Annotated in this window: 20 protein-coding genes and 5 pseudogenes; 22 read left to right on the plus strand and 3 right to left on the minus strand. The window is 67.1% G+C overall.

Annotation, left to right across the window (positions count from 1 at the left end):
* Positions 1 to 96: 96 nt before the first annotated feature.
* Positions 97 to 538, plus strand: a pseudogene (locus ACFYZE_RS30580) (transposase); the annotation flags it as partial.
* A 131-nt stretch (positions 539 to 669) separates the two neighbouring features.
* On the opposite strand, the gene ACFYZE_RS30585 reads toward ACFYZE_RS30580, so the two are convergent.
* Positions 670 to 1,137, minus strand: coding sequence for an SRPBCC family protein (locus ACFYZE_RS30585; RefSeq protein ID WP_389001084.1), 468 nt, complete (start codon positions 1,135 to 1,137; stop codon positions 670 to 672).
* A gap of 268 nt (positions 1,138 to 1,405) precedes the next feature.
* On the opposite strand from ACFYZE_RS30585, the gene ACFYZE_RS30590 reads away from it, so the two are divergent.
* The 9 genes and pseudogenes from ACFYZE_RS30590 (at position 1,406) to ACFYZE_RS30630 (ending at position 7,741) form a co-directional block, all read left to right on the plus strand.
* Positions 1,406 to 2,197 carry a class I SAM-dependent methyltransferase gene (locus ACFYZE_RS30590; RefSeq protein ID WP_389001087.1) on the plus strand — a complete coding sequence of 264 codons (792 nt, stop codon included), beginning with the start codon at positions 1,406 to 1,408 and terminating at the stop codon, positions 2,195 to 2,197.
* A gap of 19 nt (positions 2,198 to 2,216) precedes the next feature.
* Entirely contained in the window at positions 2,217 to 2,345 is a 129-nt protein-coding gene (locus ACFYZE_RS30595) for a hypothetical protein (protein WP_389001375.1), read from the plus strand.
* Positions 2,346 to 2,358: 13 nt separating this feature from the next.
* Positions 2,359 to 3,765, plus strand: a pseudogene (locus ACFYZE_RS30600) (molybdopterin dinucleotide binding domain-containing protein); the annotation flags it as partial.
* Positions 3,766 to 4,034: 269 nt separating this feature from the next.
* On the plus strand, positions 4,035 to 4,178 hold the full coding sequence (locus ACFYZE_RS30605) for a hypothetical protein (protein WP_389001090.1): 144 nt from the start codon (positions 4,035 to 4,037) through the stop codon (positions 4,176 to 4,178).
* 56 nt (positions 4,179 to 4,234) lie between these two features.
* Positions 4,235 to 5,448 (plus strand): annotated as a pseudogene (locus ACFYZE_RS30610) (cytochrome ubiquinol oxidase subunit I).
* Positions 5,445 to 5,936: pseudogene (locus ACFYZE_RS30615) on the plus strand (cytochrome d ubiquinol oxidase subunit II); the annotation flags it as partial. The pseudogenes ACFYZE_RS30610 and ACFYZE_RS30615, both read left to right, overlap by 4 nt.
* 145 nt (positions 5,937 to 6,081) lie before the next feature.
* On the plus strand, positions 6,082 to 6,450 hold the full coding sequence (locus ACFYZE_RS30620; RefSeq protein ID WP_389001093.1) for a cytochrome d ubiquinol oxidase subunit II: 369 nt from the start codon (positions 6,082 to 6,084) through the stop codon (positions 6,448 to 6,450).
* A gap of 396 nt (positions 6,451 to 6,846) precedes the next feature.
* A complete protein-coding gene (locus tag ACFYZE_RS30625; RefSeq protein WP_389001096.1) occupies positions 6,847 to 7,317 on the plus strand; it encodes a hypothetical protein in 471 nt (156 codons plus the stop codon).
* Between the two features lie 13 nt (positions 7,318 to 7,330).
* Positions 7,331 to 7,741: a hypothetical protein gene (locus ACFYZE_RS30630; protein ID WP_389001099.1), complete on the plus strand. Its 411-nt coding sequence runs from the start codon at positions 7,331 to 7,333 to the stop codon at positions 7,739 to 7,741.
* Between the two features lie 107 nt (positions 7,742 to 7,848).
* Here the strand turns inward: ACFYZE_RS30630 and ACFYZE_RS30635 are convergent, their stop codons facing one another.
* The gene (locus ACFYZE_RS30635; protein WP_389001348.1) at positions 7,849 to 8,589 is read right to left on the minus strand and encodes a YoaK family protein; all 741 of its coding nucleotides are present in this window, start codon (positions 8,587 to 8,589) and stop codon (positions 7,849 to 7,851) included.
* Between the two features lie 356 nt (positions 8,590 to 8,945).
* Here ACFYZE_RS30635 and ACFYZE_RS30640 point away from each other — a divergent pair, with 356 nt between their 5' ends.
* The 10 genes and pseudogenes from ACFYZE_RS30640 to hemC all read left to right on the plus strand — a co-directional run bounded on the left by ACFYZE_RS30640 (position 8,946) and on the right by hemC (position 15,962).
* Positions 8,946 to 9,815, plus strand: coding sequence for a helicase associated domain-containing protein (locus tag ACFYZE_RS30640; RefSeq protein WP_389001102.1), 870 nt, complete (start codon positions 8,946 to 8,948; stop codon positions 9,813 to 9,815).
* A 17-nt stretch (positions 9,816 to 9,832) separates the two neighbouring features.
* Positions 9,833 to 10,711 (plus strand): dioxygenase, encoded by an 879-nt coding sequence (locus ACFYZE_RS30645; protein ID WP_389001105.1) that lies wholly within the window; start codon positions 9,833 to 9,835, stop codon positions 10,709 to 10,711.
* Positions 10,712 to 10,713: 2 nt separating this feature from the next.
* Entirely contained in the window at positions 10,714 to 10,842 is a 129-nt protein-coding gene (locus ACFYZE_RS30650) for a hypothetical protein (protein WP_389001108.1), read from the plus strand.
* The gene (locus tag ACFYZE_RS30655) at positions 10,842 to 11,138 is read left to right on the plus strand and encodes a carboxymuconolactone decarboxylase family protein (RefSeq protein ID WP_389001351.1); all 297 of its coding nucleotides are present in this window, start codon (positions 10,842 to 10,844) and stop codon (positions 11,136 to 11,138) included. Before ACFYZE_RS30650 ends, ACFYZE_RS30655 begins: the two co-directional genes overlap by 1 nt.
* Positions 11,117 to 11,242 (plus strand): hypothetical protein, encoded by a 126-nt coding sequence (locus ACFYZE_RS30660; RefSeq protein WP_389001111.1) that lies wholly within the window; start codon positions 11,117 to 11,119, stop codon positions 11,240 to 11,242. Before ACFYZE_RS30655 ends, ACFYZE_RS30660 begins: the two co-directional genes overlap by 22 nt.
* 23 nt (positions 11,243 to 11,265) lie before the next feature.
* Positions 11,266 to 11,571, plus strand: a pseudogene (locus ACFYZE_RS30665) (carboxymuconolactone decarboxylase family protein); the annotation flags it as partial.
* 205 nt (positions 11,572 to 11,776) lie between these two features.
* Positions 11,777 to 11,911: a hypothetical protein gene (locus ACFYZE_RS30670; protein ID WP_389001354.1), complete on the plus strand. Its 135-nt coding sequence runs from the start codon at positions 11,777 to 11,779 to the stop codon at positions 11,909 to 11,911.
* A 931-nt stretch (positions 11,912 to 12,842) separates the two neighbouring features.
* On the plus strand, positions 12,843 to 13,343 hold the full coding sequence (locus ACFYZE_RS30675; protein WP_389001114.1) for a Dps family protein: 501 nt from the start codon (positions 12,843 to 12,845) through the stop codon (positions 13,341 to 13,343).
* 273 nt (positions 13,344 to 13,616) lie between these two features.
* Positions 13,617 to 14,384: an SDR family NAD(P)-dependent oxidoreductase gene (locus ACFYZE_RS30680; RefSeq protein ID WP_389001117.1), complete on the plus strand. Its 768-nt coding sequence runs from the start codon at positions 13,617 to 13,619 to the stop codon at positions 14,382 to 14,384.
* 180 nt (positions 14,385 to 14,564) lie between these two features.
* Positions 14,565 to 15,962: a hydroxymethylbilane synthase gene (hemC, locus tag ACFYZE_RS30685; protein WP_389001120.1), complete on the plus strand. Its 1,398-nt coding sequence runs from the start codon at positions 14,565 to 14,567 to the stop codon at positions 15,960 to 15,962.
* Positions 15,963 to 16,158: 196 nt separating this feature from the next.
* Here the strand turns inward: hemC and ACFYZE_RS30690 are convergent, their stop codons facing one another.
* Positions 16,159 to 17,763: a hypothetical protein gene (locus tag ACFYZE_RS30690; protein WP_389001123.1), complete on the minus strand. Its 1,605-nt coding sequence runs from the start codon at positions 17,761 to 17,763 to the stop codon at positions 16,159 to 16,161.
* Positions 17,764 to 18,590: 827 nt separating this feature from the next.
* Between ACFYZE_RS30690 and ACFYZE_RS30695 the strand changes: the two genes are divergently transcribed.
* Positions 18,591 to 20,096: a beta-propeller fold lactonase family protein gene (locus tag ACFYZE_RS30695; RefSeq protein ID WP_389001126.1), complete on the plus strand. Its 1,506-nt coding sequence runs from the start codon at positions 18,591 to 18,593 to the stop codon at positions 20,094 to 20,096.
* A 758-nt stretch (positions 20,097 to 20,854) separates the two neighbouring features.
* The gene (locus ACFYZE_RS30700) at positions 20,855 to 21,595 is read left to right on the plus strand and encodes an SDR family NAD(P)-dependent oxidoreductase (RefSeq protein ID WP_389001129.1); all 741 of its coding nucleotides are present in this window, start codon (positions 20,855 to 20,857) and stop codon (positions 21,593 to 21,595) included.
* Positions 21,596 to 22,014: the final 419 nt, after the last annotated feature.

Here is a 22,014-nt window from a genome sequence, read left to right on the forward strand (position 1 = left end):
TGCACTGGAGTTGGGAACAGATCTCCTCCGGAACCGCCATACCCTGACAACGAGCCCACACCTGTAAAGCAGCACCTTGATTCTTTACGGCTTCAGAAGATCGCCAACACCCTCGACGCGCTGCCGAAGTCCGCGCAGCCCGGGGCGAAGAAGGCCCTGCAGGAGATCTACAACGCCGAGGACCGCACCCACGCCCTCAAAACCGTCGCCGCGTTCGACAAGAGCTACGGCGCAAAGTGGCCCAAGGCGGTCAAGAAGATCACCGACGACGTGGACGAACTGCTGGCGTTCTACGACTTCCCCGCCGAGCACTGGATCCACCTGCGAGTCGACCTTCGCCACCGTCCGGCTCCGCACGAAGGTCACCAAGGGCGCCGGCCGCGCGGCCGCGGCCTTGGCGATGGTCTTCAAGCTCGTCGAGTCCGCCCAGGCACGCCGGCGGGCCGTGAACGCACCCCACCTCGTCGCTCTCGTCCGCGCCGGAGCCCGCTTCGAACGCGGCCACCTCGTCGAACGCCCCGAAGCCCACGCAGCCTGAACAACCTGCAGTTCCGTCGATCTTGGCAATTACTCAGCCATCATCTGACGGGATGCGCGCGATGACGGGTGTGAGTGCTCGACCGCTTCCTCTGACGACGTGGCCGGGCCCGGGGCACAGCCGCCCCGAAGTCAGTCCACCGCTTCGACGTACGACGCCAGGTTGTCTAGCGAGGAGGCAATCCCGGCCTCGTGGACCGCTTGGTCGATGCCGGGCGGCACGTCCGTGGCGGTAACGGTCACCTCGGTCCCCTCACTGGTGGCAGCGAGGTGCCATGTCATCGTCATGGTGCCCGCGTACGACGGGTCGTCAGCCTGGAACACAGCCCGCTGCACCACACGCTCCGGCGGCACCAGGGCGGCGAACCCGACGTCGACGACATCGGTCGCATCTGACGTCTTGCCGGGGCTGTCAGCGGGGTCGAGGTACGTGAGGACGATCCGGAACCCGCCACCAGGCCGGGGATCCCACCGCTCGACCCGCCCGCGCATGCCATCCGGCGGCAGCCAGACCTCGAGGGACTCCCGGTCGAGGAGGGCGCCGTAGACGGTCTCCGGTGGTGCCGCGATCACCCGGCTGGCGCGGTCTGTCCTACCCATGTCCAGATTCTAGTGCCGCATCAGACAACGTTCGCCCTGTGGCGCAGCTGGAAACTCGTCGAAAAAGTCTGCTGGGCGTGGCCGGGGATGGGCCTTTCCTGGCCCCGTAGGGGTGTTTGGGTGGACGCGGGGTCGGGGCCTGGAGTGGGTTGCGTCCGGTCTCCTCCGGGGCTGGCAGCAGCCCACGCCAGGCGTCGTGAAATACCGTCTGAACTGGCCTTTTATTCTCCTCGCTCCTACGATCGCACTCGGTCGAAAGGGGGGCCCGGTGGACCGGACCGTACGCACCATCGAGGACGTTCTCGCGCTCTTGGACGGACTGTTCGCATCTGAATCCGAGGCTGGCCGCCTGGCGACCGGTGACGGCAAGGACTTCTGGGATCGCTTCTATGCCGACCGGTCAAGGCCGGTCCCGTTCTTCGTGGCGAAGCCCGACGAGAACCTGGCCGCCTATCTCGACCAGAGCCTGATCGCTCCCGGTCGGGCCCTGGACCTGGGCTGCGGGGCGGGCCGCAATGCTCTGTTCCTCGCCTCGCACGGCTTCGAGGTGGACGCGGTCGACCTCTCCCCGGTGGCCGTCGCGTGGGGCGAGGACCGGGCTCGCGAGTTTGGCGTCGATGTCCGCTTCCTCTGCGGTGACGCTTTCGCTCTCCCTGCAACCGAGTTGAGCGGCCCGTACGACCTGGTCGTCGACTCAGGATGCTTCCACCACTTGCCGCCGCACCGCCGGGTCAGTTACCTGAGTCTCCTCGACCGCGTCCTGGCCCCCGGCGGCCATCTCGCCCTCACCAGCTTCGCTGCCGGCGAGGGAGGAATGGGTTCGGAACTCTCCGACTCGGATCTCTACCGTGAGCGCGTGTTGCAGGGCGGCCTCGCTTACAAGCCCGAATCGCTGCGCTGGATCTTCTCTGACCTGGTGGAGGTCGAACTGCGCCGCATGCGGGAGGAGCCGCCCGAGTCAGCACTCTTCGGCATGACGTTCCTGTGGACCGCATTGTTCCGTCGGGGTGCAGCCTCTGCCGCATCAGGCGACATTCGCCCTGTTCACGACCTCACGTAGGCGCTCGTCCTGGGCATGCTTGCACCTCGCGATCACTCGCAAGACCGTCACTGGCCTCGCCGACCGGCTCCCCGCATCCCCGCCCGAGCTGCCCGAGCACCCGGACTACCCCCGCATTCTCGCCGCCTTCAACGAGTCGGCGGCATAGTAGCGCACGCGCTGGCGTCGCCAAGGCGGTGCTGGAGGCCGCGGAGAAGGATCCGACCGCGCTCGACCGCGACTTCATCGAGCGCTACACACACGGCTTCGACGAGTACCGGGCCTTGGCCGCCTCCACGCCGTGGTCCGCCGTGGTCCGTGATTCGGGCATTTCGGAGCCTGACATCCGCAGACTCGCGGACTCCTACATGGCCTCCGATCGGGTGATCATCGCCTGGTGCCTCGGCATCACGCAGCATGAGCATGGCGTCGACACAGTGAGCGAGATCCTCAACCTGCTGTTGTTGCGCGGCAACATCGGCCGCGAGGGGACGGGGCCGTGCCCGGTCCGCGGGCACAGCAATGTGCAGGGCAACCGCACCTGTGGCATCGACCACCGGCCGTCCTCGGAGTTCCTCGACCGACTCGGCGAGGTCTATGGCTTCTCGCCACCGCGCGAGCACGGACTCGACGTCGTGGCGACGATCCGGGCAATGCGCCGCGGCGACGTGAAGGTCTTCGTCTCCCTCGGCGGCAACTTCGCCCTTGCCACGCCCGACCTGCCTTACACGTTCGGGGCGCTGCGCAACTGCGAGCTGACCGTGCAGGTCAGCACCAAGCTCAACCGCAGCCATATCGTGCACGGAAAGGGCGCGCTCATCCTCCCCTGCCTCGCCCGGACCGAGATTGATCGTCAGGCCAGCGGCGTGCAGGGGATCACGGTCGAGGACGCGATGTCGATGGTGCACATCTCCTACGGGATGAAGGAGCCCGCTTCGCCGCATCTGCGCTCCGAGTGTGCGATCCTCGCCGGCCTGGCCCAGGCCACCTTGCCCCACAGCACGACTCCCTGGCAGAACCACGTGGCTGACTACGACCACATCCGCGACGCGATGTCCCGGGTTCTGGACGGGTTCGAGGACTTCAACCGCCGGGCCCGCCATCCGCACGGCTTCCGAATCCGTCAGTTGGCGCGCGAGCGTGTCTTCCAGACGCCCTCGGGCCGGGCCGAATTCTCCCTCGCAGCCCTTCCCGACGACGTCGATCCGGGTGACGGACGTCTGACGCTGACAACGATCCGTTCGCACGACCAGTTCAATACGACGATCTACTCCAACGACGATCGCTACCGCGGCCTGAAGGGCTTGCGCACGGTGATCTTCATGAACGAGGACGACATGCGCGACCGCGGACTCGCGGAATTCGACCTCGTCGACGTCAAGAGCTTCTCGAAGGACGGCACGGAGCGAACCGTCCATGGCTACCGAGCCATCCGCTACGAAATCCCGTCGGGCTGCGCGGCCGGATACATGCCGGAGCTGAACGTCCTCTGTGGCCTCGCCGACGTCAGCACGCAAAGCGCCCAACCGGTCACCAAGCACCTGGTCGTCGAGGTGACTCCGTCCCGCATTACGGAAACCGCCAGGTGAGAGGCCTGGAGGCAACCTGCGCGGCAAATGGGTTGAGCTTGTACACGACGATGATTTCGTTCATGCCTCTGCGATGAGCCGCCGCATCGCTGTTTATGATCGACCACGAAAGGCAAGCCCCCGCAACTACTCGACCTGGCCGCTCACGGGTATTCTTCTTCAATCCGGTACAAGGCCCTCAAGGTAAAGGACATGGACGATTCACGGGGCAAGAAAAGGGCCCATGGGAAACGGATCGTCCGCCGCCGTCCGAGCCGGAAAGAGGCTTCATGGTGTTGTCTGCCCTGCTGGGAGCTGCCGACCCGCCACAACTCCTCCCCGCGCGCGAGCAGATGGCGTTCACGTTGGGCTTCCACATCATTCTGGTGCCCTTCGGTGTCGCATTCACCTTCATGATGCTGATCTGCCAGTAAGGGCACTGCGCCGCGCCGATCAGCAGGCGCTTCTCCTGGCGCAGCGGTGGTCCAAGGTGGCCGCGGTGCTGTTCGCCGTGGGGGCCCTTTCCGGCACGGTGCTGACGTTCGAGTTGGGCTGCTCTGGCCCGGGCTCATGGGAGCATTCGGGTCGGCGTTCGGGTTTCCGTTCGCCATCGAAGGCCTCTTCTTCTTCCTCGAAGCCATCTTCATGGCCATCTATATCTACGGCTGGAAGAGGCTTCCACCGTGGCCGCACTTCTTCACCGGTGTTGTGGTCACCCTGGCGGGGGTCGGCGGAACGGCCTCCGTCGTCGCGGCCAACAGCTGGATGAACCAGCCCGCGGGGATCGTGGTGAAGAACGGGCGCGTGGTGGACGTGATCCCGTCCAAGGTCTTCTTCAACGGCGCGTTCTGGTGGGAGATGGTGCACATGCTCCTCGCGGCGTACATCGTCGCGGGGTTCCTGGTAGCCGGGGTCTACGCCTGGGAACTGCTCAAGGGACGTCGGGACCGCTACCACCGGCTCGGGTTCGTCGTTCCCTTCACGGTCGCCGCGGTCGCCATGCCGCTGCAGTTCCTCGTCGGGGATACCATCGCCCGCCAGGTCTACGACAGGGAACCGGCCAAGTTCGCCGCCATCGAACTCGTACCGACCACTGGTGATCACATCCCGGAGACCCTCGGCGGCGTCTTCGTCAACGGCCAGGTGCGCTATGGCATCCCGCCTCCCGACGTCGCCTCGATCCTCGCCGGTTTCCGCCCCTCCACCACGATCCAGGGCTTGGACGCGATCCCGGCCGCCGTACGCCCCACGGACGCGGTGGTCAGCATCGTGCATCTCGCCTTCGACGTCATGGTCGGCACCGCCACACTGCTGCTCCTGCTGTCCCTGTGGTTCGGCTGGCTGTGGTGGCGACGGCGCGAGGTGCCGATGAACCGCTGGTTCCTGCGCGGTTCGGTAGTCGCCGGGCTGGTCGCGCTTCCGTCACTGGAGAGCGGCTGGGTGGTGACCGAGGTCGGGCGCCAACCCTGGACCGTCGTGGGGCTCTTGCTGACGAAGGACGCGGTCGCCACGCAAGGCAATCTGTGGCCGCTCTTCGCCACGGTCCTCGCGATCTATTTCTGCGTCGGCGCCGGTGCCTGGTTCGTGCTCCGGACCATGCGACGCCGATGGTCGGAAGAAGGCACCGACGCCGTGGCGGTCCCGTACGGCCCCCGGCCGGCGCCGGCCATGAACGGGCGCACACGCGGAGCTGATGAGGCATGAGCACGGTGATCGCGGCGGTCCTGTTCGTCGGCGTCATCGCCTACGCCCTCTTCGGCGGGGCCGACTACGGGGCCGGCTTCTGGGATCTGACCGCCGGGGGCGCCAGGCGAGGACACCGCATCCGCGAGCTGATCAACCTTTCCCTCAGCCCGGTGTGGGAAGCCAACCACACGTGGCTGATCTTCTGTCTCGTCACGATCTGGACGGGCTTTCCTCAAGCCTTCACCGCCATCACCACCACCCTGTACCTCCCCCTGGGACTGGCGGCGCTGGGTATCGTCACGAGGGGAGCGGGCTTCGCCTTCCGCCATGCGCTGGCCGAAAGGCAGGGGGAGCGGATCAGCGGTGTCGCCTTCGCCTGCTCGTCGGTATCCACCCCGTTCTTCTTCGGCACCATCGCCGGCGGGATCGCCTCCGGCCGTGTGCCCTCGGCGGGGCACGGTGACGCGCTGTCCAGCTGGCTCAATCCGACCTCCCTTCTCGGCGGGGTCCTTGCGGTCACCGTCTGTGCCTACCTCGCCGCCGTGTTCCTCACCGGGCAGGCCCAGCTGCACACGGACACGTCCCTGGAGAACGTCCCTGGAGAAGGCGTTCCGCCGCCGGGCCTTCGGGGCGGGCGTAGTCGCGGGACTGGTGGCCCTTGCAGGCGTGTTCGTCCTGCACTCGGACTCCCCGCGCCTGTTCCACCAGTTGAGCACGGTGGGCGCGCCGCTCCTGGCCGTCTCGGGCCTGTGCGGTCTCGCCGCGCTTCTCCTGTTGCGCAAAGGCCGCCCTCCCGTCGTACGCACCCTGGCCGCCCTCGCGATCGCCACCGTCGTCGCGGGATGGGGAGTCGCCCAGTACCCCTACCTTCTGGGCACCCACCTGACCATCCACCACGCGGCAGCACCCTCGCCCACCTTGTGGGTACTGCTCGGGGTCTCCTGCGTCGCGGCCGCCATGATCGCGCCTTCGCTCCTCCTCCTCCTCTACACCCTGCAGCTGCGGCGCAAACTCGGCTGACGGTGCGGCATCAACCGCCTCGAAAGGCACAGGGCCGTGGCCACGAGATTACGAGAAGCTGGCCGTACGCTACGAAGCGACCGTGCTGGTGGCCGCGATCGACGAGTGGCTGTGACCAGCGGTGTCAGGCCAGGCTGCGGCGTGCGACGGCGAGAAACTCCGCCTTGAACGGTTCCAGGCGCTCGGCCAGGTTCCCGCCGTCACGCTCCTGCCAGACCGCCTGGTTGAGGGCGCGGGCATAAGGTGGTCGTCGGTCCGTGCAGGCCAGGGGCACACAGCAGCATGCCGAGACACCCCAAGGTCCACTCCCGACACACGCCTCCTAGTCCGTTCGACGCGCTGTGACTGCCCGAGGCGGTGTGGCGGCTACCGGGCACTGTCTTTCTCTCCGTGCCCATGGACGACTGGGACACCCCCGCCCCGGCGGTGCCCCTGCGCACCGTCGGTGACCGGTTCGCGGCCGGGGCTGGCGAGCTGGCCGGTGTGGCGCAGAGGCTGTCGGCGGCCCGGTCCCCGGTGCTGGGGGTGGGGTCGGCGGTGGAACGCGAGAGGGCCACCGCGCTCGCCGTCGAGCTGGCGGAGCGCACCGGTGCGGCCGTGTGGGTGAGCCCGCACATCAGCCGGACAGGCTTCCCCGAAGAGCACCCCTGCTTCCGCGGACAGCTCCAGCCCACCCGTAAACTCATCCGCGAAGCCCTGAAGGGCGCCGACTTGGTGGTGGTGCTCGGTGCTCCGGTGTTCGTCTACCACGTGCCCAGTGACGGCCCGTGCGTGCCGGAGGGCACGGAGCTGTTCCAGCTCAGCGAAGACCCCGCGGTCCTCGCCCGGCGCCGACACGGGCATCGGCATCCGCACCAGCCTGTGTGACGGGATCGGCGGGGTGCTCGGCCATCTGCTCGAGCACCCCGCCGGCTCGCTTCCCGAACCGGCGCCGCGGCCCGCCCCCGAGCAGACCACACCGATGCGCGGCGAGTATGTCCTGCACCTGCTCGGGGACGTTCTACCGCCGGACACCGTGATCGTCGAAGAGGCGCCGACCTTCCGGGAAGTGCGGTGGCGGCATCTGCCCGTACGGCAGGGCGGCGGCTATTACAACGCGGCCAGCGGTGGTCTGGGCTGGGGTCTGCCCGCCTTCGTCGGCATCGCCCTGGCCGACCCCCGATCCCCGGCTGCGTCCGCGCCGCTGCCATGCCTCGGCTCAGCGGACCGGACGCGCCAACATCGCTCGAAGCCGGGGGCAGGGCGCCGTTCCTTCAAGGGCGGGTCCAACAGATGCACGAGCCACCCATGACTGCCGAGAAACGCCAGACGCTGACGCGAAGTGCCTCAATTCTGCGGGAGGCCGCCGAGCAGGCCGTCGTTACGGGCACGGAATGATCCGGGCACAGCCGTGGCCGCCTATGCCACGGGCGGATCGTCCGTCGGCGGCTGCCGTACGGCAAGGGGCCGCGAGGCTGTCAGCGTGGCCGCGGTGACAAGTGCGAAGGGCAGCGCACCAGCCCATGCCGGCGCGGCCCAGCGCAGTGCCATGGCGGCCGCCGCACCTGCGATCAGTGCGACGAGCCGGAGAGGCACCCACCGGTCGGGCCGCCCTGAGGCCCCGCCCAGGCCGCGCACGATGTAGGTGGCGAGCGTGCCCGTCAGGTAGGTCGTGGGCGCGGCGGCCCGCCCGGCCGCCACCATCGCCGCGGCCTGCCCACCCATCGCGAGTGCCGCCCCGCACTGCATCACGTCCCGGGCCGTGGAACCGGGCGCGCCGCCCGAGGCAGCCCAGAAGGCCGCACCCACAGCGAGCAGCACCGCCTCACCCGCCAAACAGAACGCCACACGCCGCGACCAGCACGTGGAGGTCCCCGGCCGACCATGGGTCACCCAGGCGACCACCGCCGCGCCCGCGCCGAACCCGGCCAGCGCCAGCAGCGCCGCGGTGACGTCTGCACCGCGAGCCCGGCCGATCGCCATCCCCAGCAAGGCAAGGTTGCTGGTCATGACACCGGCGAAAACGTGATCCAACGCGGTGAAAGAGATGGCTTCCACCGCCCCGGAGGCGGCCACCAGCACCACCACCGCAATCCGCATCACCAGCCCCGGGCCACCAGCAGTCTCCCCATCGGGCTCCATCGCCGCACCTCTCGACACGACGACCAAGACTAATAATGTGGTGACCTTGCGTGTCGGACCGTCACGGCGATTCGGTCCGATCTCTATCAGCGGAGAAGGCCGCCTCGGGCGGGAACAGAGCCGTTTGTCTTCCTTGTGCGGGTGGAAGTCTGGGCAGCGGAGACGAACGACCTCGTCGAGGTCAAGGACGTGGGGTATTCCTACGTCCCCGGGCACGAGGTCCTCAAGCCGGCGGACGGGGCACCTGCTCGTGCCGTACGAGCACCGCGAACTCATGCCGAACGGGCACAGCTTCCCGCTGGGGCTGTGGCTGGCCGACCAGTGGCGCGGCATGCACGCAGGCGGACTGGCCTCGGAGCGGGCGGCGGACCTTGATGAGCTGGGGATGGCCGCCGGAAGCGGCGTGGGAGGAGAACCTCGCGGCGGCCCGCGCGTACTTCGCCCGGACGGGCACGCTGGCCGCTCCGGTCACCGCGACCGCGCTGGACAAGCCGGTCGGGCAGTGGCTGGCCAACTGCCGCAAGAACGGCGGTCTCACCCAGCGGCGGGCGGAGCAGCTGGCCGCGATCGATCCGGACTGGCGTCCTGAGTGGCCGGTGGACTGGCAGCGCAACTACGCCGGGGTGGCACGGCTGGTGGCCCTGGACGCCGAGCCGGCCGACATCGTGCCCGGCGTGACCTCGTTCGGAGCGGACGTGGGCCGGTGGCTCCAGCGACAGCGGCAGCACGTCGTCTGGGAAGGGCTCGCGCCGGGGCAACGCAAGCGGCTGACAGACCTCACCATCACCCCGCTGCTCCCAGAGCAGAAGACACCCGCCAAGGGCTCCAGGGGCGCCCTGGACGCGTTCGAGCGAGGCTGCGCGGCCCTCGCGCAGTACCGGCAGCGCACAGGCACCGTCGGGCCCGTCAGCCGCTCCCACGTCGAAACCGTCACCATCGACGGCGAGGAACACCCGGTGAAACTCGGAGTGTTCCTGTCCAACACCAAGACCCGGCGCGCGGGGCTCAGCACCACCCAGCTGAGCGATCCGGTACCCGGATCGCTCAGCCCTTTTGCTCACGGAGCACCGGACTGCGCCCTTCGGTCGCAAGCAGGCGCTCGCCATCTTCGTCGGTGGGACGCATTACGCCGGTCGGTGGAGGTCCACGATCGCTGGCGGGCAGATCACGGTAGGTGTCTCGTCGGGGCGCTGGACAAGTTCCACAGGCAGCGCCAGATGGTCCAGCGCGGGGCGACCCCTTGAGCGATAGGAGAGAGGCGGTGTCCATCGATCTGACGGCGGCCTCGATCACCGAGGCGGTGCAGAAGACTTTCGAAGGCGCGGAGGACGAGCGCGTCAAGGAGCTGTTCATCCGCCTGGTGCAGCACCTGCACGACTTCACGCGGGAGGTGCGGCTGACCGGTGAGGAATGGTTCACGGCGATGGATTTCCTCGAACGTGTAGGCAAGACCTGTACGCCGACGCGGCAGGAGTTTGTCCTGCTGTCCGACATTCTGGGCCTGAGTGTCCTGGTGGACCTTATCCACCATCCGGGTGGCGGGTCGGTGACGGATTCGACGCTGCTGGGCCCCTTCTACGTCGAAGGCCGGCCGACGGCACAGAACGGATCGGACATCTCCGGCGAGGTCGAGGGGATTCCACTGTTCTTCAACGGCCGGGTCCTCGACCCGGACGGCAACCCCGTGGCCGGCGCCAAGGTGGACACCTGGCACAGCGACGGGGAGGGCTTCTATGACGTGCAGATGCAAGACAAGCTGCACGGTCGGCTGGCCATGCGTGCCTTGCTGACCACTGACGACGAGGGGCGCTTCTGGTACCGGTCGGTGGCCCCGCGGTATTACCCGGTCCCGAACGACGGGCCGTGCGGGGAGATCCTGCGTGCCGCGAACCGGTCGCCGATGCGCCCGGAGCACCTGCACTTCCGGCTGCATGCCGAAGGCTTCGAGCCGCTGATCACCATGTTGGTCCGCAGCGATGACCCCTACGTGGAGCGGGACGCGGTCTTCGGGGTCAGGCGGTCGCTGGTGGTGGACTTCGTCCACCACGATGCGGGGGACACCGCTCCGGACGGCACCCGCATGGGCGAGCCGTTCCAGACGGTGGAGCGGACGTTCGTGCTGGACCACAGGGAGCACTGAGGGTGTCCCGCATCCCGCCGACCCCCGTCGAGTCGGTCAGCCCTGCCGCCCGTGATTTCATGAGCCGGCGCGGTGAGCTGAATGTCTTCCGCCTCCTGGCGGGCGCTCCGAAGGTGTTCGACGGTGCGTGATGGTCGACGCTCAACTCGACAGCCGCACGTTCGACCCGCGGCTTCGCGAGCTGGTGGTCCTGCGGATCGCCCATCTCCAGCACTGCGCCTACCAGATCGCCCAGCACACCTCCGTGGGCCGAAGAGCCGGGATCAGCGATGCGGAGATCAGCGCGCTGAGGACCGAGGGATCGGTGTCCCGATTCGCCGAGCCGGAGAGCACGGTGCTGGCCTTCGTCGGCGAGCTGTGTACGACCGGCACCGTGACCCAGGAGACCTTCGCGGAGCCCGGACCGTGCTCGACGAGGCGGAGCTGAGCGAACTGCTGCTCCTGGTCAGCCTGTACTACGGACTCGCGCTCGTGTTGAACACTGTCGATCTCGACATCGATCACGACGTCCGACTGGAGACCTCCCTGTGACCCGGATCTCGTACTGCTCCAGCATGTCCGACCAGGTCCGCGACCTGGTCGCCGAGCTCGGGAACCTGAACATCTACCGGGCGCTGGCCCACGCGGGCGAGCCCTTCGCCGGGTGGATACTCGCCGGCCGCGCCGCCCTGACCAGCACGGTCGTGCCCGCGCGCCTGCGTGAGCTGGTCATTTTACGCACTGGGTCCCTGATGCGGTGTCCCTACGAGATCGCGCAGCACACGCACCTGGCCGAAGACTGCGGAGTCGGATCCCGGCAACGCAACGCCCTGGCCGCTGACGGCCGGCTCGCCGAGGGCGGGTTCAGCCCGGCTGAGCCGGCGGTGCTGGAGATGACCAGCGAACTGGTCACCACCGCGTCGCTGGCACCCGCCACGCTGGATCGCGTACGCGAGGTGCTTGGCGACGAGCAACTGCTGGAAGTACTGATGATCACCAACCGGTGGAGCGGGCTGGCCTTGATGATCAACGCGCTCGACGTCGACACCGACACCGCCACACGCTTCTCCCGAGCGCCTCAAGCGGATCAGCCCCCACTTCGAGCGCGGCCAGTTCAAGCCGCCCCCCATCGCGCAGACCTTCGACCTCGACCACGGCCCGGACGCCTATCGCGCCGTGGCGGAGAAGAAGTCGCGCGGCCGGGTCGTCATCCAACCCTGAGACAGAGGAAAGGCCATAACGGCCATAACCGCCGCGAGGACTGCGACTTCTCACCACGAGCGAACCGCTGACCACCCCCAAGCGCACCCGCTCCCGCCTCTCCTGCTCCCTGGGCGTCAGCGCCCATCCGCGTACCGCATGACGACGTCGTACGACAATGACAACGATCAAGAGCCGTCACGGGGCACGGTGGCTACTCGCGCTCGGCGCCTCCCGGATCCGCAACTGCGCAGCTCGCAGCTCCGCGGTGTGCTCGAAGTCCATTGTGGGGGCGGTCGCGGGGCGGTCCATTCGGGCGGATGGCATCGTCGGCCGGGCGTGGCCGCGTGGCATGGGATCTTTGTGCCCTTACTCTCCGGCTGACTGACCAGCAGCATACGGATCTCCGGCCGAACGTTCCCGGTCGGGGCGCGTCCGTTTTCCTGGGGAGGAGAAGTGACCCGGCCCAGCACGGGTTGTTCCTCGCCGTCCCGCATCGTCGCCGGTCTGCTCCTCGCCGCGCTGTGGCTCGCCGGCTGCGCGGGTAGTGCACCGAGCGAGCGCTCCGGCGCCACGCAGGGATCCGTGGTTGAGGGTGGGCACACACCGCCGGGCACGGGGCCGCGGCTCCAGGACCTCCGGAGGTGGTGAGCCGCAACGGTGTGCTCAGGACCACGATCGTGGTGGAACGGCGAAAGGTCCGGGTGGGTAACCGCCAGTACTGAGGCAGGCTGTGACGAACTCATTCTCTTCCCTCACGGCGGCGGTCTGGAACAGGTAGACCTGCTCGCCGACGCGGTAGGGCTGTGACTGTTTGGGCTTGATCTCAAATGTCCGCCAAGCGGATCAGGCGCAGTGGCGGCAGCGAGTGACCTGCATAGGCTTGAGCACGTAGGAAAACCGGCCCTCTGTTCCAGGGGCTGCTGTGCCGTGCTCGCAGAAGGAGATACCCGTGACCGCTTCCGCTGGGGCTTCACGGCGTTCAGACGCCGAGGGGGCCGGATTCACGGCCTCGCCGCAGCTTGCCCAGGCGTTGCAACAGATCTTGGTGGATCTCGTCGAACTGCACCTTCAGGGGAAGCAGGCCCACTGGAACGTGGTCGGCCACAACTTTCGGGACCTGCACCTGCAACTTGATGAAATCGTCGACGACGCCCGGGAGTCGGCCGACACCGTTGCCGAACGCATGCGCGCTCTCGCGGCCTGGCCCGACGGCCGCTCCGACACGGTGACAGCGACCACCACACTCCCCGCGTTCCCGGAAGGAGAGGTGAGTGTGAGCACTGTTGTCGATCTTGTCACTGCGCGCCTGCACGCTACTGCCGATACGCTGCGGACGCACCATGACCAGGTCGACAGTGAGGATCCCTCCACAGCCGACCTGCTCCACGCGATCATCGACTCCCTGGAAAAGTACGCCTGGATGGTCAGCGCGGAAAACAGATCCGTCTGATGTCGTTCCCTGCGTTGCCCCTGGAGCCAAGGTCGAGGAAGTTCAAGGTGTGAGCCTCTGGTCCTGCTCGACCGGGATGTGCCGTCGAGCCAGGGTGCCGGCCTCGCCGTCCGCGATCCCTTCCGCGGCCGCTGGGACGTGGCCGCCGCGTGTACGCGGACACCCGGCGCCACAGGGATCCAGGGGCCGGTTCCACCGGCAGGTGGCCGCACAGGTCACGTCTCTCTCGACATCACGCCTCACGCTTGCGGGCCCCTACCGAAGGACCACGTTATGGCTCCTGTCGTCCTCATCACCGGCGCGCTGACCGGGATCGGCCGCGCAACCGCCCTCGCCTACGCTCGTGAGGGCGCGAACGTGGTGGTTAGCGGACGTCATCAGGATGCCGGCGACGCACTCGTCGAGGAACTCGAAAATAGCGGTGGGCGGGCTCTGTTCGTGAAGGCCGACGTGCGCCGTGACGCCGAGGTCCGGAACCTGGTCGACCGCGCGGTGGAACACTTCGGGCGGCTCGACGTAGCCTTCAACAACGCTGGCACCGAAGGCAGGCTCACCCCGGTCACCGAGGTGACCGACGAGGCGTACGAGAACACCTTCGACACCAATGTCAAGGGCACGCTCCTCAGTCTGAAGCACGAGTTTCGAGCGATGCGGGCACAGGATGGGGGCGGCAGCGTCATCAACGTCAGCTCCACCTACGGCCTGATGGGCTACCCCGACTACGCCCTGTACGTGGGCAGCAAGCATGCCGTCATCGGCATCACCAAGAGCGCGGCCCTGGAGGGCGCCAAGCACGGCATCCGCGTCAACGCGGTGGCCCCTGGCTACACACGGACTGCGATGTACGAGCGTGCGACCGGCACCGACGCCGTCCGCGCCGCTGTCAACTCCGTACTTCCGATGGGCCGTCCGGGCACTCCCGAGGAAATCGCGGCGGCCGTGCAGTACCTCGGGTCCGACAGGGCCGGCTACATCACGGGCCAGACGCTCACGCTCGACGGCGGCCTGATGTCCGGCTGGCCCCTGTTCCCCGGTTCCTGACTCCGAAGGAGCCCTCGTCCCACGTCGGCGTGTCGTGCCGTTTACCCCTCTCCGGCGGTGACCCGCGTCGTCGGCCTGGACGGCCTGTCCGCCGCCATGGCCGAGGCGGACGTCGTGATCTGCTGATTCACGCGCGGTCCAGGCGGTCACCCGCGCCGCCCGGGTGCAGGAGCACCTTCCGTGAACCAGCACATGCTGCGGCTCGGCAGTCGTAGGAGCCCGATGGCCATGGCGCAGTCCCGGCGGGTGGCCGGCCTGATCACCGAGCGGATCGGCCGGCCGGTGCAGATCGTCGGGGTGGCGACACCGGGCGACGTCAGCCCGGCGCATGCGGCCCGGATCAGCGGCACTGGCGTGTTCGTCGGCGCGCTGCGCGAGGCGCTGCTCGACGGTGAGATCGACCTGGTCGTGCATTCGCTGAAGGGCCTGCCGACCGGGCCCGCGGCGGGAATCGCACTGGCCGCGGTGCCGCCCCGGGACGACCCGCGCGACGCGCTGGTGGCGCGGGACGGTGCCAAGCTCGCTGACCTGCCGCGCGGCGCCACGATCGGCACCGGCTCGCCGCGGCGGGCTGCACAGCTGCTCAGCCTGCGCGGCGACCTGCGGCGCGCCCCGACGCGGCAACGCAGGCACCCGGCTGGGCAAGGTGAGCTCGACGGCGTGGTGCTGGCCTACGCCGGGTTGGCCAGGATCGGCCGGGTCGACGCCGTCACCCAGGTCTTCGAGCCGGACGAGATGCTCCCGGCCCACGGCCAGGGAGCCCTCGCCGTGGAGTGCCGCGCGAGCGAGCCCGAGCTCGCGGCCCTGCTCGGCACCCTGACCTGCCAGGCCAGCCTGGCCGCGGTGACCGCCGAGCGCAGCCTGCTCGAGACGCTCCAGGCCGGGTGCAGCGCCCAGGTCGGCGCATTCGCGGCGAGTACGCAACCGCTGCGGAAGCGGGCCACCGTCCTCGGCGCCGACGGACGGCGGATCCGGGGATCCACCACTGAGGGGAACACCGGCGCGGGACGGCCACGCGGACGACGTCGGCATACGACTGGGAGCCGAAGCCGCGGACCATCAGGACCAGGATGCCCGTGTCGGCGATCCAGCCGGTCAGCTGCTGGCGCTGGGTGCGCGAGGACAACCGGCGGTACACCGGCGCCGTGTGCGGCAGCGCCATCGCGGGGTAGTGACGCGACCTGGAACCTGGAACACCGCTCAGTCGCGCGACCACTTCTGCTTGGCCCACGGGAGGTTGGCCGGCGCAACCCAGTAGTTGTTGAAGAACCTCACAACCTGCGTGGAGTCCGGCTCATCCAGCCCGGGCGGGGGCAACTCGCAGCGCTCCGCTGGCCGGGAGCACCCCAGAATGGCCTGCTCGAATCCGGCCGGGGTGTAGTAGTTGAGGCAGTGACAGACTTCCGTCCCCGTCACCTTGAACTCGTGCATGACGTTCCGCAGGAGGTGGCCCAGGCTACCCGGCCCGAGGACGGTTTTCTGCCCACCGATGATGGCGGACGCGACCCACTGGAACACGGCCCGCTCGACCTCGTCGAAGTCCCGCCACGGCCCCTGATGCTCGCCCCGGCGTCGTGATGTTGATCTCCGCCGTCAGAGTCTCGATCGCCGCCTGGACGTCATCGAAGGCGTAGAAGGCCCCCACCGCAGGTGTTCATCAGCGAAGCTATGTTGAGGAAAATTAGAACAAAAACGTTCGAATACTGCCAGCAGGCAGCACTGACGCCGCCAACGGCTGTGGCCAAGCGGCGCAACGAACCAAAGCAGCCCGGGGTCAGCTCAGGAACTCAGCGAGCGGGAACGAACGATGACTCCTCGGTGGAATCAGAAAGTTCTGGCGGTGCGTGGTGTGAACCACTGCATTCAGGCCGGCCTTGGGTGAGCGCGGGGAGAAGTCGATTCTTTTGCCATCAGGGTAGTAGCCGTCCATCGCCAGGCGAATACGATTAAACGTCTCGGACGTCGGCGCGAAGATCAGGAAATGCAACCCGGCTGCCTTCTGGGTACTGTACTGGTCGCCGACCGGGTCAGAGGTGTAGTAGAACGGATTGTCCAGCGTAGCGAAATCGCCACGATTGGATACAGGGGTGCCGATCGGGTAGGTCACGCCATAGTTGCTGGTTGTCGCTTTCTGTAGGCGGTTCACCGGCTGCATGCTCCCGTTGTGACCGTAACTACCTGTTTCCCTGACCCGTTGAAAGACGTCGCCTTGGCTTTCGACGGGAGGATCCACGGTCACCGTTCCCACAGGGACCGAGAGTCCAGGTCGGTACATGGCGCGGAGTCGGTCAGCATAGGCCGGGAATTCCTGCGATCCCTCTCGATCTTCCCCGTACCAGGTAGCCAGGTCCGAGTACAGATGTGAGAGAGGCATGACAGTCCCGTACTTGAAGTAGCCATTGGGCCATTGGTCGGTCCAGCCGGGAAGCGTCTCCAGATTCGAAACGGGTGTGGAACTTTCCGCGGATTTGATCGTGGTGGTGAAGCCGAGAAAGATGGGCGCATGCGCAGGAATAGACCTTGCCCCGGGCAGGTCTGCCTCCAGTGCCAGCTTGCTGGCAAGTGACTGCTGCCCCGTGTGACCGCCACCTGTGAAGCCTCGTCGGATACTGGTTACTTTAAAGAGGTCACCCGCCTGGTGGCTTCCCGTCCCGAACAGGGCGTTGGTGCCTTCCATGATGTTGTTGAGCGAATCACTGCGCAGGAGCACTGCCACGTGGTTCTGTTCCAGTCGGACCTGCCCGAAGCCGGCAGGCGGCTGGTCGCTTGGATACGTTCTGGCAGCCTGGAGCGCGTAGACCGTGCGACCCTGCTGCTTGGACGTCATCAGATCGATCGGTAGATATTCCGGGTAGCGCGTCCCAGATTTGAAGTAGCCGGAACCCCTCCCGAGGCTGGGGATGTAGTGCTGGAAGTAGGGAAGTCCCCAGGAGACGACGACGCCCAGACCGCTGGGAGGGGGAGGGAAGTGTCTCTCCAAGCCGTGGATGACGGACTCGAGGTGACGCTGCGCCTCCTGCAAATCTTTCGCGCTCGGCGAAACCCTCAATGTCGCAGTGATGACGTGATTGTGCAGTGGAGGAATCAGTACTGGGGTCGTTCCGTTGCTGCTTGCGACTCCTGTTCCGTTGTCCATGATGAGCCGCGGTGTGGGAATGGCATATTGTTCCGGTGGCAGAGGTCTGTCGGCCTCCACGGCGGCCCGCTCGGGTGGGGTGACCAGCTTGTCGATGAGCTCATAGATGCCTGCAGAGGCTAGAGCCACGCCCAGAGTTGCTCCCGTGACAAATCTTCGCCTGCTCGGGTTCGCGAATTCCTCCGTTTCGGACATGCCTTTTTCAGTCCTATCTTTCACGACTCCATCCTCCGCGCTCGACATGTGCGCCCCTGGCCACGGAGCCGGGATCCGGGGGACTCGCCCCCGCACGTCAAGATCCCCGTCTCCTCGGTCCCCATCGGTCCCAGGGCTATGAAGGTCACTTAATTCGCCCATGAAGGCCCAGCGCCAGCCAGTCCTAGCGGGCCATTCGGGGCTTACACCGAACCACCCTCACCCAGCGCGAGCAGGTCCTCGGCGACACGCACACCCAGACCCTGACCAGTAGCAACCGCGCTTACGTTCCCCGTGCCGCCCAAGCTGTACGGCAGAAGTAGCGGCAACCCCAACGCCACCGGGCTTCTTGTTCGCTTCATGCTGCGTGACGGGGACCGGGCAGGCCACCGGCCAAAGCCGCTCCGTCGCCCTCGCGGGCTACTGCCTGGTGTGGCTGCAATCGCAGTCGTGGTCGGCCCGTCGTGAACGATCGTGAATTTGTTCGGCGTACACCGCACGATGTCTGAACGGCCGTGCATTTGTCCGCCGTTCGCCAACAAGGGGCCGTCCGAGTGAAAACCTTCGGCCGAGGTGAGCATGTCGAAAGTGTCAGTTAGATTCCCTTATGGCTCGACGATGATTCGGGCGACCGACGCCAGGCGTCATCGGTCATGTGGTCGGGAATGCGTGACCGCGTTTGAAGTGGTGCCCTCGGCGCCACGATGACAGGCGCTGCTCTCGCCAGCGGCCTTTGATGAGCGCAGCGACCAGTTCCTGCCGCAACCTCTCACGCCACGCGGCACAGCCCCCACAGCACAGTCCCCACAAGCCAAGCGCCGGTGGCAGCTTGTGGTGCGGGTGATCCGCCGGCGACGTGACCACAAGGAGTGAACATGGGGATAAGACCCGGCTTTGCCCGCGCGTTCGTGGCGGCGGCCGTGTACGCGTCAATCGCCGCTTGCGCGACGCCCGGGACGCAGGAATCTGTCAGGTCGAACGCCAGCCCCTCAGAGCAGGGCACGCTGATCCAAGCTCCAGCGCTGCCCGGAGCGCAACAGATCTCGGGGAACGACCGGGTATACACAGCCGACCAGTCCTCCAACACGGTGAGTGTCATCAATCCGGCGACGAACACCGTGCTGGGCACGATCGCTCTGGGCAAGCCGCGGCTGGACCCCAGCGCGGACGTGCTGGGGGCCATGTACGACGGGGAGATCGACGTGCACGGCCTGGGCTTCTCCCGGGACGGAAAGTGGCTCGACGTGATCGACGTGACCACCAACGCCGTCCATATCATTGACACCGCAACCAACAAAGTAGTGCGCACCATGTACGTCGGCCGGGCGCCGCACGAAGGATTCTTCTCGCCGGACGGCACGCGACTGTGGGTGGCGGTGCGCGGCCAGGACTACATCTCGGTGCTCGACTGGCGGGCCGGCAAGGAGGTCGACCGGATCCGCACCGAGGACGGGCCGTCGAAGGTGGTCTTCAGCCCCGACGGCAAACTCGCCTACGTCAACCACCTGCGCGCCTCGCGGGTGGACATGATCGATGTGGCCTCCCGCCGGATCATCAAGCGCCTGCCGATCCCCGAACAGGCGGGTGGGTCCTCCGACATGGCCATCTCACCCGACGGCCGGGACATCTGGCTCGGCATGCCCACCAACGGCCGGACCACCGCTGTGGTCAATGCACGCACCTTCCGTGTGGAGGCGGTGCTGAACACGGGACCGCGCACCAACCACCCCAACTTCGTCACGGTCGGCGGCGTCGACTACGCCTACCAGACCGTGGGCGGACTGAACGAGACCTTGGTGTACCGCCGATCGAAAACCGGCGCGCCGCCCACGCTGGTGAAGACCATCCACAACAACGGCCACGGTCCCCACGGCATCTGGCCCAGCCCCGACAACACCAGGATCTACGTCGCCCTGCAGAACTCCGACGCGGTCGACGTCATCGACACACACACGAACTCGGTGATCAAGACCCTCCCCATCGGCCAATCGCCCATGGCGCTGGTGTACGTGGCGCGCAGCACGCCGGCCACCAGCACCAACAACCTGGGCCGGCAAGGTCTGGGCATGCGCACGCAAAACATCCCCCTGAGCGTCACCGGTAGCTCCGGCGAGGGCACGGCCCTGATCCGGGCACTCCCAGGCATCAACGAAGTCACCATCGGAGCCACTGGGTTGCCACCCAACCAGCAGTTCACCGCCTACGCCGGCGACGGCACCCGCACGACAGCGCTGATGACCATGATGAGCAACCAGTTCGGCAACATCGACGAAGGCCTGTCCTATTCGTACTTCTTTGCCAACCACTACACCTCCGTCATCCTCAAGCCCGGCACTCCACCCGGCGAGCACGAGCCAGGCTCGGCAATGCCCCAGGCATGACAGACCAAGGGCGCAGCGCGGCGCCGTCGGTGCGGTCAGCACATGATCGGTGACCATGGCTGCGCCCGGGCGGCTTCCGCAGCGCCGACCGCCTGACACCGTGGTGGTGCCGCATCCAACAGCAGGCTGCGAGATTCCATTAGCGCGATGTCGTGGCAGACGACGAGGTGCTGGCCATTGCTCGGTCTCACTCGCACGCGTACGTCCCGAACGACTGAGCCGTATGCCCATTCCGTGCCCGCCAGACCGGGGAATGGCAGGGAACACGGGACTGTACGGTCACTGGCTCTGGCTCACTTCCGGTGGTAACGGAATGTGATGCAAACACATACCTGGTCGTCCCGCTGCGCGGCGGTTGGACGGGGGCGACATCCGCATCCGAACATCCAGGGCTCATGGCGCTGACACTGCCGCGAGCTGGGCGAATTACGGCGACAGACGGCGATCGCCGAACGTCACCACCGGAAGTGAGCCAGAGCCAAGAGTCTGGTGCTGGAGTTCTGAGTGGGCGGTTCGTAAGTCTTCGAGTTGATCTGCTGTCGCCTGATGGTGCGGCGGCGGGGCGGAATCTGCCGTTCCGCGGTTGTTGATCTGGTGATGTGACCGGGTGAGTGAACGCAAGCCGTATCCGAGTGACTTATAGGACGAGCAGTGGCCGTTGATCGAGCCGGTGATCACCGCGTGGAACCATCAGGATCATCAGTTACACGAGGAACAACCGGCAGCACGTCGTTCCTCTCGGCTTGGAGGAGTTTTCCATGGCTGCAGAACTGGACGGATCCACCGCTCTTGTCACCGGCGCCACAGCTGGCATCGGCCGGGCCGTGGCCCTGCGCCTGGCCGCGTCGGGGGCCTCGGTCATCGTCCACGGGCGGGACGAGCAGCGGGGTGCTGAGACTGTCAAAGAGATCGCTGCCGCAGGCAGGAAGGCTCGGTTCGTTGCTGCGGATCTGAGTAGCTCTGAAGATGTCCTGCGTCTTGCCGCTGAAGCAGGCGAGGTGGACGTTCTGATCAACAACGCCGGTATCTACCGGTTCGCCAGTACGCCGGACACCACCGCCGAGATGTTCGACGCTCAGATGGCCGTCAACTCACGCGCGCCGATGCTCCTGGTCGGTGCCCTCGCTCCGGGAATGGCTGAGCGGGGGCGTGGCGTCATCGTGAATGTGAGTACAGCGGCGGCTACCACGCCGGTGCGGGAATCGGGCGCTTACGGGGCCTCCAAAGCTGCACTCGAACTTCTCACACGAGTATGGGCTGACGAGTTCGGCGCCCAGGGCGTCCGCGTGAACGCCGTGGCTCCGGGCCCTGTCCATACCCCCGGGACGGAGGAGATGGGAGGTGAAACCCTCCAGGCGATCGGGCGAACCACCGTACTGGGGCGGGTCGCAGACCCTGAAGAAATCGCGGAAGCGGTTCTGTTCCTTGTTTCGTCCCGCGCCAGCTACATCACCGGCGCGGTTCTCGAGGCACGCGGCGGACAGCTCGCGATCGGCTGACCCTGGGCAGATGAGAGAGCAGCCGACCGCGACGTGGCGGGTCAGGGTCGCGCAAGAAGCCGTTGCATCGCCATCAAGGCGGTGATCAGATCACATGACGGTGCCGCAGGGCGGACAGCCACAGCGGGCGAGGCCGCAACCGCCCGAGTGGCTCGCCGGCGCCTTGCACTGGAACTTCTGCCGGGACGGGGCGCATCCCGACCACTGCCTCGAGACGCTTCTGCAGGCTTCCTGGGAGGAGCACCTGCTCCGGCACGGCGGCCGACTCACCGGCCCCCACCAGGCAGCCGAGGAAGAGACGCGGGCCGGGTCTGCCGCAGGCATTTCGCGAGGCCATGCCAGAAGCCGCCGCGGTGGGGCCTGGGCGGATCTTGTACAGACCTGATGGGCTGATGCTGGGCGCCCCGCGCCTCTGTCTC

Source organism: Streptomyces sp. NPDC001796 (assembly GCF_042892355.1).
Classification (GTDB): Bacteria; Actinomycetota; Actinomycetes; order Streptomycetales; family Streptomycetaceae; genus Streptomyces.

What these genes read in the sequence shown, in the direction of transcription:
- ACFYZE_RS30680 (WP_389001117.1), top strand. Translation starts at nt 13,617, where the DNA reads ATGGCTCCTGTCGTCCTCATCACCGGCGCGCTGACCGGGATCGGCCGC.
- ACFYZE_RS30690 (WP_389001123.1), bottom strand. Translation starts at nt 17,763, where the DNA reads ATGTCGAGCGCGGAGGATGGAGTCGTGAAAGATAGGACTGAAAAAGGC.
- ACFYZE_RS30640 (WP_389001102.1), top strand. Translation starts at nt 8,946, where the DNA reads ATGAGCTGGGGATGGCCGCCGGAAGCGGCGTGGGAGGAGAACCTCGCG.
- ACFYZE_RS30585 (WP_389001084.1), bottom strand. Translation starts at nt 1,137, where the DNA reads ATGGGTAGGACAGACCGCGCCAGCCGGGTGATCGCGGCACCACCGGAG.
- ACFYZE_RS30655 (WP_389001351.1), top strand. Translation starts at nt 10,842, where the DNA reads ATGGTCGACGCTCAACTCGACAGCCGCACGTTCGACCCGCGGCTTCGC.
- ACFYZE_RS30700 (WP_389001129.1), top strand. Translation starts at nt 20,855, where the DNA reads ATGGCTGCAGAACTGGACGGATCCACCGCTCTTGTCACCGGCGCCACA.
- ACFYZE_RS30625 (WP_389001096.1), top strand. Translation starts at nt 6,847, where the DNA reads ATGGACGACTGGGACACCCCCGCCCCGGCGGTGCCCCTGCGCACCGTC.
- ACFYZE_RS30695 (WP_389001126.1), top strand. Translation starts at nt 18,591, where the DNA reads ATGGGGATAAGACCCGGCTTTGCCCGCGCGTTCGTGGCGGCGGCCGTG.
- ACFYZE_RS30605 (WP_389001090.1), top strand. Translation starts at nt 4,035, where the DNA reads ATGGTGTTGTCTGCCCTGCTGGGAGCTGCCGACCCGCCACAACTCCTC.